Consider the following 14,553-nt stretch of genomic DNA (forward strand, 5'->3'; position numbering starts at 1 on the left):
ACCAGGCTGCGGAAAAGTACCCCGCTCGGGGGGCTGAAGGGCAGCGCGGCCGGCTTGCCGCTGCTACTGCTGCTGAGCGTTGGCACAGTGAGTGCTCAAGACGAGGAAAGCGCGCGCGGACGCAACGGCATCGTGGTGCAGCCACGGATCGGTTTGACCGAAACGCTGACCGACAATGTTTCGCAAAGCTCGACTTCCAAGGACGCGGCGCTGGTAACTCAGGTCTCGCCGGGTATCCATATCGAGAGCCGAGCAGGGCGAGTGCGCGGCACCTTTGACTATGCGCTGAACGGCGTGCTTTACACCGGCAGTCCTACTGCGAATCAGACGCAACACACGTTGGCGGCCAAGGGCGCCGTGGAGTTGATCGAGAACAGCGTTTACGTAGATGCGCAAGCCAGCATCAACCAGCAGACTATCTCTGCTTTCGGGCAGCAGTCGAGCAGCAATGTGCTGAGCAACGCAAACCGCACGGAGGTGGCTTCGGTTAACGTGTCTCCCTATTGGCGCGGCCGTCTGGGCGATGTCGCCAGCTTCGAGTTGCGTGCGTTCGGCACGGCGACGAATCAGAAGGAATCCATTTCCGGCGACAGCCATACGGAGGGGGCGTCGCTACGCCTCAATGGCTTGAATAGCGGACAAATCCAATGGTGGGCGAGCCTTAGTTCGCAGGACTCACATTTCAGGGCTGGCAGCGGTAGTAGTAGCCAGAGCACGATAGCAAACCTCGGCTTGAACTACCGACCGGATGTCGATCTCAGCCTGACAATCAGCGGCGGTCCGGAGCGCAACGACTACGGCGGTGGCGAGATGCGCAACAGCTCCAACTATGGAGCGTCTGCCACGTGGACGCCGTCGCCGCGGACCCAACTTACCGGCGAGTGGCAACACCACGACTATGGCAATGCCCACACGCTGAGTTTCGAGCACCGTCGAGCCCGCTCGGTCTGGCGCTACTCGGATGTCAAGAGCGTGACGCTTGGTACACCCAACGGTACAACTGCAGGCACGACGCTTTACAACCTTTTCTACCAGCAGTGCGTCGCAACACAGACTGATCCGGCGTCCTGCCCGACAGTGGTGACGGCGTATCTGCTCGCGCTCGGCCTCGATCCGAACATGATCCTCTCCAGCGGTTTCGTCGCTTCAGCACCCACGAGCCAGCGACTGCAGGATCTTTCGTTTTCCCTGCAGGGAATGCGCACGACGCTGATGTTCAGCCTGACGCAGTCGACCTCCTCGCTGCTGTCTGGCGCGGCTGCTACTGGTGACCTTGCGCAGAGTTCGTTCGTGCGTCAACGTGGCTTCGCGCTGTCTCTCTCTCACGGCTTGACGCCAATCTCTAGTGTCCAGGCCACCTTTAGCATGTCACGGAACAGCGGTGATATTGCGAGCTTGTCCAACACCCTCCGCAGCCTCGCCGCCAATTGGAGCAGCAGCTTCGGGAGGCGACTGTCGGTGTCGCTCGGTGCGCGCCATTCCGATTTCAGCGGAGCCTCGGGCTACACCGAGAACGCACTCATCGCCAACTTGGTACAGCAGTTCTAGCCCATGTACGAATCCTTCTACGGGCTGAGCAGCAAGCCGTTTCAGCTGAGCCCCGACCCCAACTTCTACTTCGGCAGCAAGCAGCACCGCCGGGCCAAGGCATACCTGGACTATGGCGTGCTGCGCAACGACGGCTTCATCGTCATCACCGGCGAGATCGGCGCCGGCAAGACGACTCTGCTGCGCGGCCTGCTCGACAGCCTCAACCGCAGCAACGTCGTGATCGGCAACCTGGTCACGACCCAGCTCGACGCGGAAGACACGCTGCGCATGGTCGGCGCCGCCTTCGGCGTGCGCGTCAAGGACCTGCCCAAGTCCGAACTGCTGATGACGCTGGAGGCCTTCTTCGTCAACCAGACGAGCCAGGGACGACGCTGCCTGCTGATCGTCGACGAGGCGCAGAACCTCACGCCACGCGCCGTCGAGGAATTGCGGATGCTGTCGAACTTCCAGTTCGGCAACCAGTCGCTGCTGCAGACCTTCCTGGTCGGTCAGCCCGAGTTTCGCGGCATCCTGCAGCGGCCCGAGATGGAGCAGTTCCGCCAGCGCGTGGCGGCCACCTGCCACATCGGCCCGCTTGACGAGGACGAGACCCGCGCCTATATCGAGCACCGGCTCAAGTGCGCCGGCGGTAGCGGCAAGCCGAGCTTCGAGACGGAAGCCTTCCCCGCCATCTTCAAGGCCAGCCAGGGCATCCCGCGGCGCATCAACTCGCTGTGCGACCGGCTGCTGCTGCTGGGCTTCATGTCCAACCGCACGCATTTGACGCTGGCCGATGTCGAGGAGGTCCTGCGCGACATCGCGCAGGAGTCCGAGACGCCGAAGCCCGCCGCGGTCAACGGCAGCGCAGCGCTGCCGCTCGTGCTGAACGGTGCCGACATCGAGCATGTCGACCTGTCCCGGCTGGCGCTGAGCGCGGAAGCCGCGCAGGGCCTGTCCGGCGAGATCGCCGCTCTGGGCCACGAGCAGCAGGCTGACCGGCTGAACCGCCTCGAAGGTAGCCTGATCCGGCTCGAACGCATCAATCTGCAGACCCTCGCCCTGCTGCAGAAGCTGGTCGAGGCGGTCAGCAACAAGCCTCACTGAGATAGATCCCGATGAGTCAAGAACAGAAGTCGTCCTCCATGGCCCCGGTGATGTGCGTCGTCGGCGCCCGGCCGAATTTCATGAAGATGGCGCCGATCCTGCGCGCGCTGGCCGCGCACCAGCCGCCGATCCCCGCGTTGCTGGTCCACACCGGCCAGCACTACGACACCGACATGAGCAAGAAGCTCTTCGTCGACCTCGGCCTGCCGCAGCCCGACATCAACCTGGAAGTCGGCTCCGGCACCCACGCGCAGCAGACGGCCGAGATCATGCGGCGCTTCGAGCCGGCGCTGGACGAGCACAAGCCGTCTTGCGTGCTGGTCGTCGGTGACGTCAATTCGACGATCGCCTGCGCGCTGGTCGCGTCGAAGAAGGACATCCCCGTCGCGCACGTCGAAGCGGGCCTGCGCAGCTACGACCGCAAGATGCCCGAGGAGATCAACCGCGTCCTGACCGACCAGATCTCCGACCGCCTGTACACGACCGAGCGCAGCGCCGCTGACAACCTCGCCCGAGAAGGCATCGACCTGTCGCGCGTCTGCTTCGCCGGCAACGTGATGATCGATTCGCTGGAAGCCAGCAAGCCGCATGCACGTGCGCCGCAGCAGACACTGGCCGCGCACGGCCTGGATGCCGGGCTCGCCGCCGGCCGCTACGGCGTCGTCACGCTGCATCGGCCTTCGAACGTCGATACACCCGAGTCGCTGACCTCGCTGTTGGGCGTGCTGGGCCAGGTGGCCAAGGATCTGCCGCTGATCTTCGCGATGCACCCGCGCACCCGCAGCAATATCGACCGCTTCGGCCTCACCGGCCTGATCGATCCCGCGCGCATCGCCGTGTTGCCGCCGCAGGGCTATCTTGAGATGCTGGGCCTGATGGCCGGCGCTACGCTGGTCCTGACCGACTCCGGCGGTCTGCAGGAAGAGACGACGGCGCTGGGCGTTCCCTGCCTGACCTTGCGCGAGAACACCGAGCGCCCGATCACGGTGGAGCAGGGCACGAACACGATGGTCGGCATCGACCCGCAGGCCATCCTCGCTGGCGTGGCCGAGATCCTGGCCGGCCGCGGCAAGCACGGCCGCGTGCCCGAGTACTGGGACGGTCATACCGCCGAGCGCATCGCCGCCGACCTGTGGACCTGGCTGGGTAGCTGAGGACGACACCATGCTGATGCCGACCCGGACCCCGGTCATTCGCAATGCGATGACGATCGACGTGGAGGACTACTTCCAGGTCTCCGCCTTCGCGCCCTACATCGCCCGCGGCGACTGGGACAGCCGCGAGTGCCGCGTCGAGCGCAATATGGAGCGCATCCTGGCGTTGCTCGCCGAGCGCCAGGTCAAGGCCACCTTCTTCACGCTCGGCTGGATCGCCGAGCGCTACCCGCATCTGGTCCGCGCAATCGTCGAGCAGGGCCACGAACTCGCCAGCCATGGCTACGGCCACCAGCGGGCCAGCGACCTGAGCCGCGAGGCCTTCGCCGAGGACATCGGCCGCGCCAAGAAGCTGCTGGAAGACCTCGGCGGCCGCCCGGTGCTGGGCTACCGTGCGCCGAGCTTCTCGATCGGCGAGGGCAACCTCTGGGCCTTCGACGTGCTGCGCGAAGCCGGCTATCGCTACAGCTCCAGCGTCTACCCGATCGCGCACGACCACTACGGCATGCCCGATTCGCCGCGCTTCGCCTACCCGGTGCGCGATGGCCTGCTCGAAGTGCCGGTGACCACGCTGCGCATGTTCAACCGCAACCTGCCTTCCAGCGGCGGCGGCTACTTCCGCTTGCTGCCCTACGCGCTGTCGCGCTGGATGATCCGGCAGGTCAACGCGGTCGACCAGCAGTCGGCCGTCTTCTACTTCCATCCGTGGGAAATCGACGCCGAGCAGCCGCGCATTCCCGGCATCGACGGCAAGACCCGCTTCCGCCACTACGTCAACATCCCCCGCACCCATGGCCGTATCGCCCAGTTGCTGAGCGACTTCGCCTGGGGCCGGATGGACGAGATCTTCCTCGGGGCCTGATGGCTGCGAACCTCGACATCAAGCGCCTGCTGGCGCGGGACGGCACCGGTGTGGCGGCGCGCTGGGACGCCTTCGTCCTCGCCTGCCCGCAAGCCACCTTCTTCCACCGCGCCGGCTGGCTGAAGCTGATCGAACAGCAGTTCGGCCACCAGGGCTTCTTCCTGTACGCCGAGCGTGCCGGCGAGATCGTCGGCGTGCTGCCGCTGGCGCAGGTGAAGAGCCGGCTGTTCGGCCATTCGCTGGTGTCGCTGCCCTTCGGCGTCTACGGCGGCGTGGCTGCAGGCGACGACGAGGCCGCGAATGCGCTGGAAGCCGAGGCGCAGGCGATCGCCAAGCGCATCGGCGCCGAGCATCTGGAGTTCCGCAACGTCGCGCCGCGCCATGCCGATTGGCCCAAGCAGGACCTCTACGTCACCTTCCGCAAGGAGATCCTGCCGGACGAGGAGGGGAACATGCTGGCGATCCCGCGCAAGCAGCGCGCGATGGTCCGCAAGGGCATCAAGAACGGGCTCGTCAGCCAGATCGACGCCACGGTCGACCGCTTCTTCGACCTCTACGCCGACAACGTCCACCGCCACGGCACGCCGGCGATGCCCAAGCGCTACTTCGCCGCGCTGCAGCAGGAGTTCGGTGCGGATGCCGAGGTGCTGACCGTCAGTGGCCCTGACGGCCGGCCGCTCAGCTCGGTGCTGAGCTTTTACTTCCGCGACGAGTGCCTGCCCTACTACGCGGGCGACGACGAGTCGGCCCGCGACCTCGCCGCCAACGACTTCAAGTACTGGGAGCTGATGCGCCGCGCCTGCGCACGCGGCCTCAAGGTCTTCGACTACGGCCGCAGCAAGCAGGGCACCGGCTCCTATTCGTTCAAGAAGAACTGGGGCTTCGAGCCGACGCCGCTGCACTACGAGTACTGCCTGTACAAGCGCGACGCCGTGCCCCAGAACAATCCGAACAACCCGAAGTACCAGCTGATGATCAAGACCTGGCGCCGCCTGCCGATCGGCGTGGCGAACTGGCTGGGCCCGTTCATCGTCAAGAGTCTGGGCTGACGGCGTGAAGGTTCTCTACCTCGTCCACCGCTTGCCTTACCCGCCCAACAAGGGTGACAAGGTTCGCTCCTACCACCTGCTGAAGCACTTGGCGTCGCAGCACGAGGTGCACCTGGGCACGTTCATCGACGATCCCGACGACGAGCAGCACCTGCCGCGTGTGCGCGAGCTGTGCGCTGATCTGCATGTGGCACGACTGCATCCGCGCGCCGCCAAGCTGTTGAGCCTGCGCGGGCTGCTGACGGGCGAGCCGCTGAGTTTGCCCTACTACCGCCACGCTGGCCTGCAAGCTTGGATCGACCAGGCAGTGGCGCGCGTGGGCTTCGATGTCGTCGTCGTGTTCAGCGGCGTGATGGCGCAGTACGCGCCGTCGGGGCTGCGGCGGCTCGTCGATTTCGTTGACGTGGACTCCGCCAAATGGCGCGACTACGCACCCGAGCACACGTGGCCAATGTCCTGGCTGTACCGGCGCGAGTTCACCAAATTGTTGGCCTTCGAGCAGCGCGTCGCGGCCGAGGCCGCGTGCAGCTTCTTCGTCACCGAGCACGAGGCTGCCTTGTTTCGCGAACTGTCGCCGGGTCGTCATCTGCGAGTGGAGGCCCTGGGTAACGGCGTTGATGCCCATTTTTTTGCGCCCGATCCTGAGCTCGCCAGTCCGTTCGCGGCCGATGAACTGCCACTGGTTTTCACCGGCGCGATGGACTACTGGCCCAACGTCGATGCAGTGAGCTGGTTCGCGCGCGACATCCTGCCTGCGCTGCGTCAACGCTTTCCGGCACTGCGCCTGTACATCGTCGGGCGTGCGCCCACGCCAGCCGTTCAAGCGCTGGCGGGCGAGGCGGTCAATGTGACCGGCGGCGTGCCCGACGTGAGGCCTTACCTGCAACACGCTGCCGCCGTCGTCGCGCCGCTGCGGCTGGCACGTGGGTTGCAAAACAAGGTCCTGGAGGCAATGGCGATGGCGCGGCCTGTCATTGCGGCCGAAGCGTGTGTTCGCGCGATCACGGCCGATGCGCTGCCAGGTCTGCTGCCTGCTGAACGCGAGGCCGACTACGTCGAGCGCGTGAGCGCGATGCTAAGCGACCGCACCGCTGCAGACTTGGTCGGGCGCGATGCGCGCGCCTTCGTGCTGCGCGCCTACACCTGGGACGCGCACCTCGCCGGCCTAGACCGCCATCTGGAAGCTGCATGACTCCGATTCCCGTCCCTTGGCGCTTGCCCTTGCTGGCTCTGACCCTGGCCTGGGCGCTGCTCGCCACGCTGTATTTCGATACCGGTGCGGCGATGGTCCATATCTGGGACCGCTCGGAGACCTTCGCTCACGCCTGGGTCGTGCCGCCACTGGCGATATGGCTGGTATGGCGTCGCCGCGCGGAATTGGCCGCGCTGACTCCCCGGCCCGCGCTACGCTGGCTGTGGCTGCTGCCGTTGCTAGGCCTGCTGTGGCTGGCCGGCGACCTGGCCGCCGCGCACGCGGCGACGCAGTTCGCGCTGGTGGGCATGCTGGTCGCCGTCGTGCCCGCGCTACTGGGCACGGACGCGGCGCGCCGCATCGCGTTCCCGCTGGGTTTCCTGTTCTTCGCGGTGCCCTTTGGCGATTTTCTGACGCCGTGGCTGGTAGACCGCACGGCGGACTTCACCGTGCTCGCGCTACGCGCCACCGGGATCCCGGTTTTCCGCGAGGCGACGCAGTTCGTCATTCCGACCGGCTCTTGGTCCGTCGTGCAGGCGTGCAGTGGTATTCGCTATCTGATGGCCTCTATCATGGTGGGCACGCTGTTCGCATACCTGAACTACCGCAGCAATGGAAAACGTTGGGCCTTCGTCGGCGTGGCCATCATCACGCCGCTGGTTGCCAACTGGTTGCGCGCTTACATGATCGTCATGCTAGGCCACCTGTCCGGCAACCGGATCGCCACCGGGGTCGATCACATCATCTACGGATGGGTGTTCTTCGGCATCGTGATGCTGGTGATGTTCATCATCGGTGCACGCTGGTCCGACCCCGATGGCGAGCCCGCGCCTGCTGCGCTGCGCGAGGTCGCATCAGACGCCGCGCCGCGCCGCGCCGCGACCGTACTGTCTGCTGCGCTGCTACTCATTGCTCTGCCCATCGCACTGCGCGCGCAGGTAGAGCATGCGGCTCCCAAGTCCACACCGAGCCTCGCGGCGCCCACGCTACCCGGCTGGACATGGAATGTCCAGCCACTCAGCGACTGGACGCCGCATTTCGACGGTATGGCAGCGACGCTGCGCGGCCGCTACGAACCGACGGCGGGTGGCCCGGCCGTGGGTGTCTTCATTGGCTACTACCGCAACCAGAGCTATGGCCGCCAACTTATCACTTCGACCAACGACCTCGTCGAGGGCGACGATGAGCGCAAGGATCCATGGGCGCGCACCGCTTCCGGCCTTGCCGGCTTGGATAACGCCCAGCCCTGGCTTACCGCCGAACTGCGCGGCCAAGCGTTGAGCCAGGTCACCGGCAGCGGCGAGTTAGCGCCGCGACTACGTGTCTGGCAACGCTACTGGATCAACGGCCGCTCGTTCACCAGCGACTGGCAGGCCAAGCTTTATGGCGCGTGGTGCAAGCTGCTGGGGCAGGGCGACGACGCGGCCGTCGTCATCGTCTATGCCGACAAGGTCACTGGTGGTGGCGACGACGACGTGTTGCTGCGCGGCTTCCTGCATCAGCATGCCGCTGCGCTGAACACCGCTCTGCAGGATGTCCGCGACCACGACGCGGCACACCGCCCCTGACAATTACATTCCTCCTAACATTCATCACGAGAGAGCTGCCCCATGAACACCCTCGCAGTCATCGGTCTGGGCTATGTCGGCCTCCCCTTGGTGGTGGAGTTTGGCAAGCAGATCCGCACGATCGGCTTCGACATCTCCACGCAAAAGGTCGAGGCCTGCCAGCGCGGTACCGACCCATCCCGCGAACTCACTGACGAGCAAGTGCAGGCCGCCAAGTTCGCGGTCTATACCGACGACCCAAAGCTCTTGGGTGAGGCTGACGTCATCATCGTCGCCGTGCCAACGCCGGTCGACGAGGCGCATGCGCCGGACTTCCGCCCGCTGGTCGGTTCCAGTACCAGCGTGGGCCGCCACATGAAGAAGGGGGCGATCGTCGTGTACGAGTCGACCGTCTACCCTGGTGCCACCGAGGAGGTCTGTATTCCCGTGCTGGAGCGCGAGTCCGGCATGAAGTGGAAGCAGGATTTCTTTGTCGGCTACAGCCCCGAGCGCATCAACCCGGGCGACAAGGAACACACCTTGACCAAGATCCTGAAGATCGTCTCCGGCGACACGCCCGAGACGCTGGACAAGGTCGCGCAGGTCTATGAAAAGATCATTGTCCCCGGTGTGCACCGGGCGTCCAGCATCAAGGCCGCCGAGGCTGCCAAGGTCATCGAGAACACGCAGCGCGACCTCAACATCGCGCTGATGAATGAACTCTCCATCATCTTCGACAAGCTCGGCATCGACACGACCGAAGTGCTGGAAGCAGCCGGCACCAAGTGGAACTTCCTTAAGTTCAAGCCCGGGCTCGTAGGGGGGCACTGCATTGGCGTGGATCCCTACTACCTGACGCACAAGGCCGACATGCTGGGCTACCACCCGCAGGTCATCCTCGCCGGCCGACGCATCAACGACGGCATGGGCAAGTTCATCGCCGAGCAGACGATCAAGCACATGATCGCTGCAGGCAGCTACATCAAAGGTGCGCGCGTCAACGTGCTGGGCCTGACCTTCAAGGAGAACTGCGGCGACCTGCGCAATTCCAAGGTCATTGACATCATCCACGAACTGCAGAGCTACGGCGTCGAGGTCTTCGTCACCGACGTTCAAGCTGATGCCGAGGAAGCAATGCACGAATACGGCGTGCGCCTGACGCCCTTCGACGACTTGCCTCGCGCCGACGCCATCGTCGCGGCCGTCTCGCACAAGGAATATGCCAGCCTGAGCGTCGAGGACATCGGCAAAAAACTCGTCAAGGGCGGTGCGTTCATCGACGTGAAGGCGGCGTTCGATGCGAAGGCGTTGCAGGGGGCGGGGTTCCGCCTATGGCGGCTCTAGCATGCGCACTTCGATCGGCTGGGACTCGAAGGGGCTAAGTACGCCCGCGCCGGCGCGTTGCTTGCGCGATGACTGACACGCGGCCTCTGGTCGTCCATCTGCTTCACCGTTTTGATACCGGTGGGCTGGAGAACGGCGCCGTCAACATCATCAACCACCTACCAGCCTTTCGACATGCGGTGGTGGCGGTGACCGAGATCACGGCATTCAAGGAGCGTGTCACTGCGCCCGGCACGCAGTTCATAGCGCTGCACAAGCCGCCGGGGCAGGGCCTCTGGCTCTATCCGAAGGTCTACAAGCTGCTGCGCCAACTACGCCCCGCCGTTGTGCACACGCGCAACCTTGGCGCGATGGAGTTCCAACTGCCGGCCTGGGCCGCAGGCGTGCCGCTGCGCATTCACAGCGAGCATGGCTGGGACATGGGCGACCTCGGCGGGACCAACCGCACGAATCAGCGCTTGCGCCGCGTCTACGGCTTCAAGACGCATCGTTTCGTCGCGCTGTCCAAGGCGATCGAAGCCTATCTGACCGGCCCGGTCGGCTTTGCCCCCGAACGTGTGCTGCGCATTTGCAACGGTGTCGATACGCAGCGCTTCATGCCGACCGCGAGCGTGTCCGACTCGTGGCCCTATCGGCGAAATGAGCACATCGTCATCGGCGCTGTCGGTCGTATGGAGGCGGTGAAAGACCCACTGAATCTCGTCGAAGCCTTCCTGAGCCTCCGTGAACTGTGCCCGGCTGACTGGCCGCGGCTGCGCCTCGTTATGTTGGGTGGCGGCCCGCTGTTGGCGGCTGCACGTGATCGCCTAATCCAGGCCGGTGCTGCGGATCAGTCGTGGCTGCCGGGCAACCGCAGCGATGTAGCGGCGCTACTGCCGCAGTTCGACCTTTTTGTGCTGCCGTCGCAGGCCGAGGGTATTAGCAACACGCTGCTCGAAGCGATGGCTTGCGGTTGCGCGCCGGTGGCGACTGACGTGGGCGGCAACCCGGAATTGATCGAGCACGAAATCAACGGCCTGCTCACACCTGCGCAAGACAGTACCGCGCTGGCCATCGCGCTGGCCCGTATCGTCACCAAACCTGTGCTGCGCCGCCAATTTGCAGACGCCTCGCTGGCTCGTGCGCGCGAGCAATTCAGCCTGCGGGGCATGGTCTCCGCCTATGGGCAGCTTTACGCATCGTCGGAATCGGTGACTTGATCGGCCGGACGGCCCTCGCTGACTGATGATCTGACGAGTCGGATCAACAACGGCCGTTGGTTCTTAAAAGCGTCCTAAGGTGACGCTCTTGTGCGGATCAAATCCAGTGCTCGCAATTCGTAGGCCGGGAAGCCCCCCGCATCCACTGGCCCACTGATCACATAGCGTTCGGCCAGATGCGCGTGCAGTTTGGCTCGCGGTAGGCCAGCGAGTGCGACCTGCATGACCGGGCCACGCCAGTCCATGTCGTCCAGCGCGCGGAACACCAGTACGCGGCCGCCGCGCGCCAATGCGGCATCGACGTGTTCGTCTAGTTTTGCCAGCAGGGCGTCGACGTCAGCCTTGATTTCGTTGGCCTGTACGAGGTCAATGTTGAAGCGCTCCAGACCAGGCGTGTCCATCAGACTGCTGTCCGGCTCGCCGGGGTAGGCTGCAAAACCGACGTACAGGCCTTGCATACCCAGCGCCGTCTGCAATGCTTGCTGGCGCTCGGCCAGCGCGAACCGCGCTTTCGGGATGCCGTAGCCGACTAGGTTGACGGTCAGCAGTACAGGCGTCGCAATACACAACAGCCAGATCGTCAACCAACGGCGGCGCAGTTGTAGCGCGAGCAGCGCGACTGGCATCGTGAACTGAAACCAGTGCTCTGGGTCGTTGAGGTTGTAGTAGTACGAGAATGCCGCCGCGCCCAGCACGAAGGCCCAGGGCGACAGCAGTCCCGGCTCGGCCTTGCTCTTCAGTGCCTGACGGGCACCGACGGCGAAGGTGGCAAGCAGCAGAGCGCCCACCATTGCCGCCAGCAGTGCCTGACCCAACAGCGACGGGAGCACAGGGCGAACGTCCGCCAGCCAACCCCAGAGATATGCCCGCCCCAATGTGCCCACCGATGGCAGGAACGCGAAGTTATTGACGAGGCTGAACCCGAAGCGCAGTGGCATTTCCTTCAACGAGGGGAAACCGACGTGCAGGTCTTCCTTCTCTTTCAACCCACCGAGCGTGAAGCCCAATAGGTCCTGGGCGGACGTCGTACCGCTCTGGCGGGCGACGACATAGGCCGCCAGCAATAGCCCGAACCCGACGACAGCCAGTGCAAGCGCATAGGGCAACATGCGGCGCACTGTCTGAGCGAGACCATATCGGCGTGCACCGCGGATCAACATGAACACCGCCAGCAGCAACATTTGTGGCAGCACGCTGACGAGCAAGTTCACGCTGAGCCCTGCCCATGCACCGCTGGCGAGCTGATGACGGAGTGTCGACTGACCGGCCGCGTCAGCTCGCTCCCAGCGCAGCGCATGGTGTAGCGTAAGCGCGAGCGCGGGGAAAACCATCAATTTGATGTGTGCCGTCGGCCCCAGCGTCATGAGGTCGAAGCTGGCTGCGACGAAGGCGACGGCCGCCACGCTTTTCAGCGTCGAGTGCCCGGCCTCGCGCAGCGTCGTGAAGAACACTGCGCAGCCCAGCGCCACTGAGATGACGTTGATGGCCTCCAGGCTATGGTTGACACCCAGCACGTCGCCGCTGGCACGATAGAGCAGCAATGCCAGTGGCTGCATCCAGAGATGACCGAGATCCCAGAAGAAGCGGTTGGTGCCCAGTTCGTACCAGTAGCGGTCCACGTCGTCGACCTTGATAGCCGAGCACAGCAGGGTGTAGGTCAGTAGCACGGCAGCACCTACCGCCAGGGCCGCTGCCATCGAATGGCGGGAAGCAAGGTTGTCAGTGCGCATGAGAGAGAGCTCCGTGGTCGTTCGGGCCGGTGCTGGCGGGCTCCCACCATTCAGGTGGCCAATGCTGGATTAGCAGCACGGTGGCGGGAAGATGGATCGGGTAGCCGAGACATGCCATCGCCGAGCTAATCTGGACGAGCGCGGCGACTAACGCCCCACGGTGGTCATGGAGGGCAAGCGCCGGGTGCACAAGTTCCACGAGGTGACGCTTGTGCATTTCGGCAGCGGGAAGGCCAAACCCTGCAAAGCCGCGGGGGCTCAATTCATCGAGCCGGTTGTACAGAAAGTCGGCCACGGCCGGCAGCACCAGCACCGCCCGAGCCAGACCCGAGGTCGGTTCGGGGGCGTTCATCGGTCTGTATTCGCGCCGGGCCAGCCGCCCGTGATGGCCTCGACATGAAACCGCGGTCTCGCTTTTCCGGCCTCATAGACCTTGGCGAGGTATTCGCCGATGACGCCCAAGCTCAGCAACTGGATGCCGCCGAGCAAATACATCGGGATCACAGTGGACGCCCAGCCCGGGAGGGCCATGCTGGTGAAGAGGCTGATGAACAGCGCCCACAGGCCAAAGGCCACGCTGACGAGGGATACCAGCATCCCCAGCCCTGTGATCACACGCAGCGGCGCGGCGGAAAACGATGTGACGCCGCGCCAAGCCAAGCTCAGCATCTTGGACAGCGGGTATTTGGACTCACCCGCAAAGCGCTCAGCGCGATCGAAGGTGACGATGCTGCTGCGGTAACCGAGTTGCGGCACCATCCCGCGCAGGAATAGGTGCGTCTCGCCATAGCTGCGCAGCGCCTCCAGCGGGCGACGGCCCAGCAGCCGGTAGTCGGCGTGATTGAAGACGACTTCCACGCCCATCATCGCCAGTGCCGTGTAGTAACCCTCGGCGGTGAAGCGCTTGAAGAAGCTGTCGGCGTCGCGGCGGCGACGTACGGCGTAGACGACTTCATCGCCGTTGCGGAAGGCGCGAATCATGTCGGGGATGATGGACAGATCGTCCTGTAGGTCGGCGTCCAGACTGATGAGTGCGTCGCCGCTGATCGACATGAGCCCGCACAGCAGCGCGTTCTGATGGCCACGATTGCGGCTCAGCTTGAGGCCGCAGACATCGCTTCGCTCGCGAGCCAACGTCTCGATTAGTGCCCAGGTGCCATCACGGCTACCGTCATCGACGTAGTAGGCGGCACTTGCGGAGGCGATCAGGCCCTCAGCCTTCAAGCCGTCCAGCAACGCGCCCAGACGGCCGGCAGTTTCGTGCAGCACGGCCTCTTCGTTGTAACAGGGCAGTACGAGGTTGACGACCGGGGCTTGGCTACCGTCCCAACTGGAGCTGTGGAATTGAGTCGGGTCGATCAGTTGCATGACGTCAAAGTTGGCGGAAGACCCAGAGGCGGCTGAGCGTGAAATTGCTGACCAGCACGCCGGCGGTTGCGATGAACTGACTCAAGACGGGGTGCAGGCCCAGCGCCACAGCAGCGTGCAACAGACCGGCGTTCAGCGCGCAGCCCAGTGCCACCATCGCGACGAAGCGCATCTGCTGGGCGCGGTTACCCGCGCGGTGACCCTGAGTGGCGAAGGTCATGCTCGCGTTGGCCCAGTAGTTGAACGCGGCACTGATCAGGAAGGCTAGCGTAGAGGCCAACACCAGCGGCAACCCACCTGCCAGCACCAGGCCAATCGTTAGCAAATACTGCAAGCCGGTGGCAAAAACGCCGACGGACAGGAATGAGAACAACTGAGCGAACAAGGCGGAGGGGTAGGGTGAAGTCGATGAAGTATCGATGCTTGCGGGCGTGTGCCGCCTTCTTTTTGAGCGGTGGTATCCCTTGTGTGGGG

Annotated in this window: 13 protein-coding genes; 9 read left to right on the forward strand and 4 right to left on the reverse strand. The window is 64.5% G+C overall.

What is annotated here, in order from left to right; genetic code table 11:
- The first annotated feature begins 87 nt into the window (after positions 1-87).
- The 9 genes from SNE35_RS22175 (at position 88) to SNE35_RS22215 (ending at position 10,981) form a co-directional block, all read left to right on the forward strand.
- On the forward strand, positions 88-1,548 hold the full coding sequence (locus SNE35_RS22175) for a TIGR03016 family PEP-CTERM system-associated outer membrane protein (protein WP_320425189.1): 1,461 nt from the start codon (positions 88-90) through the stop codon (positions 1,546-1,548).
- A gap of 3 nt (positions 1,549-1,551) precedes the next feature.
- A complete protein-coding gene (locus SNE35_RS22180) occupies positions 1,552-2,634 on the forward strand; it encodes an XrtA/PEP-CTERM system-associated ATPase (protein WP_320425190.1) in 1,083 nt (360 codons plus the stop codon).
- Positions 2,635-2,645: 11 nt separating this feature from the next.
- A complete protein-coding gene (gene wecB, locus SNE35_RS22185; RefSeq protein ID WP_320425191.1) occupies positions 2,646-3,788 on the forward strand; it encodes a non-hydrolyzing UDP-N-acetylglucosamine 2-epimerase in 1,143 nt (380 codons plus the stop codon).
- A 10-nt stretch (positions 3,789-3,798) separates the two neighbouring features.
- Positions 3,799-4,650, forward strand: a complete 852-nt coding sequence (locus SNE35_RS22190; RefSeq protein WP_320425192.1) for an XrtA system polysaccharide deacetylase — start codon at positions 3,799-3,801, stop codon at positions 4,648-4,650.
- Positions 4,650-5,699 (forward strand): FemAB family XrtA/PEP-CTERM system-associated protein, encoded by a 1,050-nt coding sequence (locus tag SNE35_RS22195; protein WP_320425193.1) that lies wholly within the window; start codon positions 4,650-4,652, stop codon positions 5,697-5,699. The genes SNE35_RS22190 and SNE35_RS22195 overlap by 1 nt, the downstream gene beginning before the upstream one ends.
- Positions 5,700-5,703: 4 nt before the next feature.
- On the forward strand, positions 5,704-6,891 hold the full coding sequence (locus tag SNE35_RS22200) for a TIGR03087 family PEP-CTERM/XrtA system glycosyltransferase (protein ID WP_320425194.1): 1,188 nt from the start codon (positions 5,704-5,706) through the stop codon (positions 6,889-6,891).
- The gene (gene xrtA, locus SNE35_RS22205) at positions 6,888-8,459 is read left to right on the forward strand and encodes an exosortase A (RefSeq protein ID WP_320425195.1); all 1,572 of its coding nucleotides are present in this window, start codon (positions 6,888-6,890) and stop codon (positions 8,457-8,459) included. The genes SNE35_RS22200 and xrtA overlap by 4 nt, the downstream gene beginning before the upstream one ends.
- Positions 8,460-8,501: 42 nt before the next feature.
- Positions 8,502-9,782: a nucleotide sugar dehydrogenase gene (locus SNE35_RS22210; protein WP_320425196.1), complete on the forward strand. Its 1,281-nt coding sequence runs from the start codon at positions 8,502-8,504 to the stop codon at positions 9,780-9,782.
- 68 nt (positions 9,783-9,850) lie between these two features.
- Complete coding sequence (locus SNE35_RS22215; protein WP_320425197.1) at positions 9,851-10,981, forward strand: TIGR03088 family PEP-CTERM/XrtA system glycosyltransferase; 1,131 nt, start codon at positions 9,851-9,853, stop codon at positions 10,979-10,981.
- 74 nt (positions 10,982-11,055) lie between these two features.
- On the opposite strand, the gene SNE35_RS22220 is transcribed toward SNE35_RS22215, so the two are convergent.
- From SNE35_RS22220 to SNE35_RS22235, 4 genes are read right to left on the reverse strand one after another with little or no spacing between them, the layout of a single operon-like run.
- Positions 11,056-12,711, reverse strand: coding sequence for a hypothetical protein (locus tag SNE35_RS22220; RefSeq protein ID WP_320425198.1), 1,656 nt, complete (start codon positions 12,709-12,711; stop codon positions 11,056-11,058).
- Positions 12,701-13,063, reverse strand: a complete 363-nt coding sequence (locus SNE35_RS22225) for a hypothetical protein (protein WP_320425199.1) — start codon at positions 13,061-13,063, stop codon at positions 12,701-12,703. The genes SNE35_RS22220 and SNE35_RS22225 overlap by 11 nt, the downstream gene beginning before the upstream one ends.
- On the reverse strand, positions 13,060-14,079 hold the full coding sequence (locus SNE35_RS22230; RefSeq protein ID WP_320425200.1) for a glycosyltransferase family 2 protein: 1,020 nt from the start codon (positions 14,077-14,079) through the stop codon (positions 13,060-13,062). Before SNE35_RS22230 ends, SNE35_RS22225 begins: the two co-directional genes overlap by 4 nt.
- Before the next feature lie 4 nt (positions 14,080-14,083).
- Positions 14,084-14,464 (reverse strand): GtrA family protein, encoded by a 381-nt coding sequence (locus SNE35_RS22235; RefSeq protein WP_320425201.1) that lies wholly within the window; start codon positions 14,462-14,464, stop codon positions 14,084-14,086.
- Between the last annotated feature and the right edge of the window lie 89 nt (positions 14,465-14,553).

Source organism: Roseateles agri, assembly GCF_034043675.1.
GTDB lineage: Bacteria > Pseudomonadota > Gammaproteobacteria > Burkholderiales > Burkholderiaceae_C > KK5.

What these genes read in the sequence shown, in the direction of transcription:
- SNE35_RS22225 (WP_320425199.1), bottom strand. Translation starts at nt 13,063, where the DNA reads ATGAACGCCCCCGAACCGACCTCGGGTCTGGCTCGGGCGGTGCTGGTG.
- xrtA (WP_320425195.1), top strand. Translation starts at nt 6,888, where the DNA reads ATGACTCCGATTCCCGTCCCTTGGCGCTTGCCCTTGCTGGCTCTGACC.
- wecB (WP_320425191.1), top strand. Translation starts at nt 2,646, where the DNA reads ATGAGTCAAGAACAGAAGTCGTCCTCCATGGCCCCGGTGATGTGCGTC.
- SNE35_RS22180 (WP_320425190.1), top strand. Translation starts at nt 1,552, where the DNA reads ATGTACGAATCCTTCTACGGGCTGAGCAGCAAGCCGTTTCAGCTGAGC.
- SNE35_RS22220 (WP_320425198.1), bottom strand. Translation starts at nt 12,711, where the DNA reads ATGCGCACTGACAACCTTGCTTCCCGCCATTCGATGGCAGCGGCCCTG.
- SNE35_RS22230 (WP_320425200.1), bottom strand. Translation starts at nt 14,079, where the DNA reads ATGCAACTGATCGACCCGACTCAATTCCACAGCTCCAGTTGGGACGGT.
- SNE35_RS22195 (WP_320425193.1), top strand. Translation starts at nt 4,650, where the DNA reads ATGGCTGCGAACCTCGACATCAAGCGCCTGCTGGCGCGGGACGGCACC.
- SNE35_RS22215 (WP_320425197.1), top strand. Translation starts at nt 9,851, where the DNA reads ATGACTGACACGCGGCCTCTGGTCGTCCATCTGCTTCACCGTTTTGAT.
- SNE35_RS22190 (WP_320425192.1), top strand. Translation starts at nt 3,799, where the DNA reads ATGCTGATGCCGACCCGGACCCCGGTCATTCGCAATGCGATGACGATC.
- SNE35_RS22210 (WP_320425196.1), top strand. Translation starts at nt 8,502, where the DNA reads ATGAACACCCTCGCAGTCATCGGTCTGGGCTATGTCGGCCTCCCCTTG.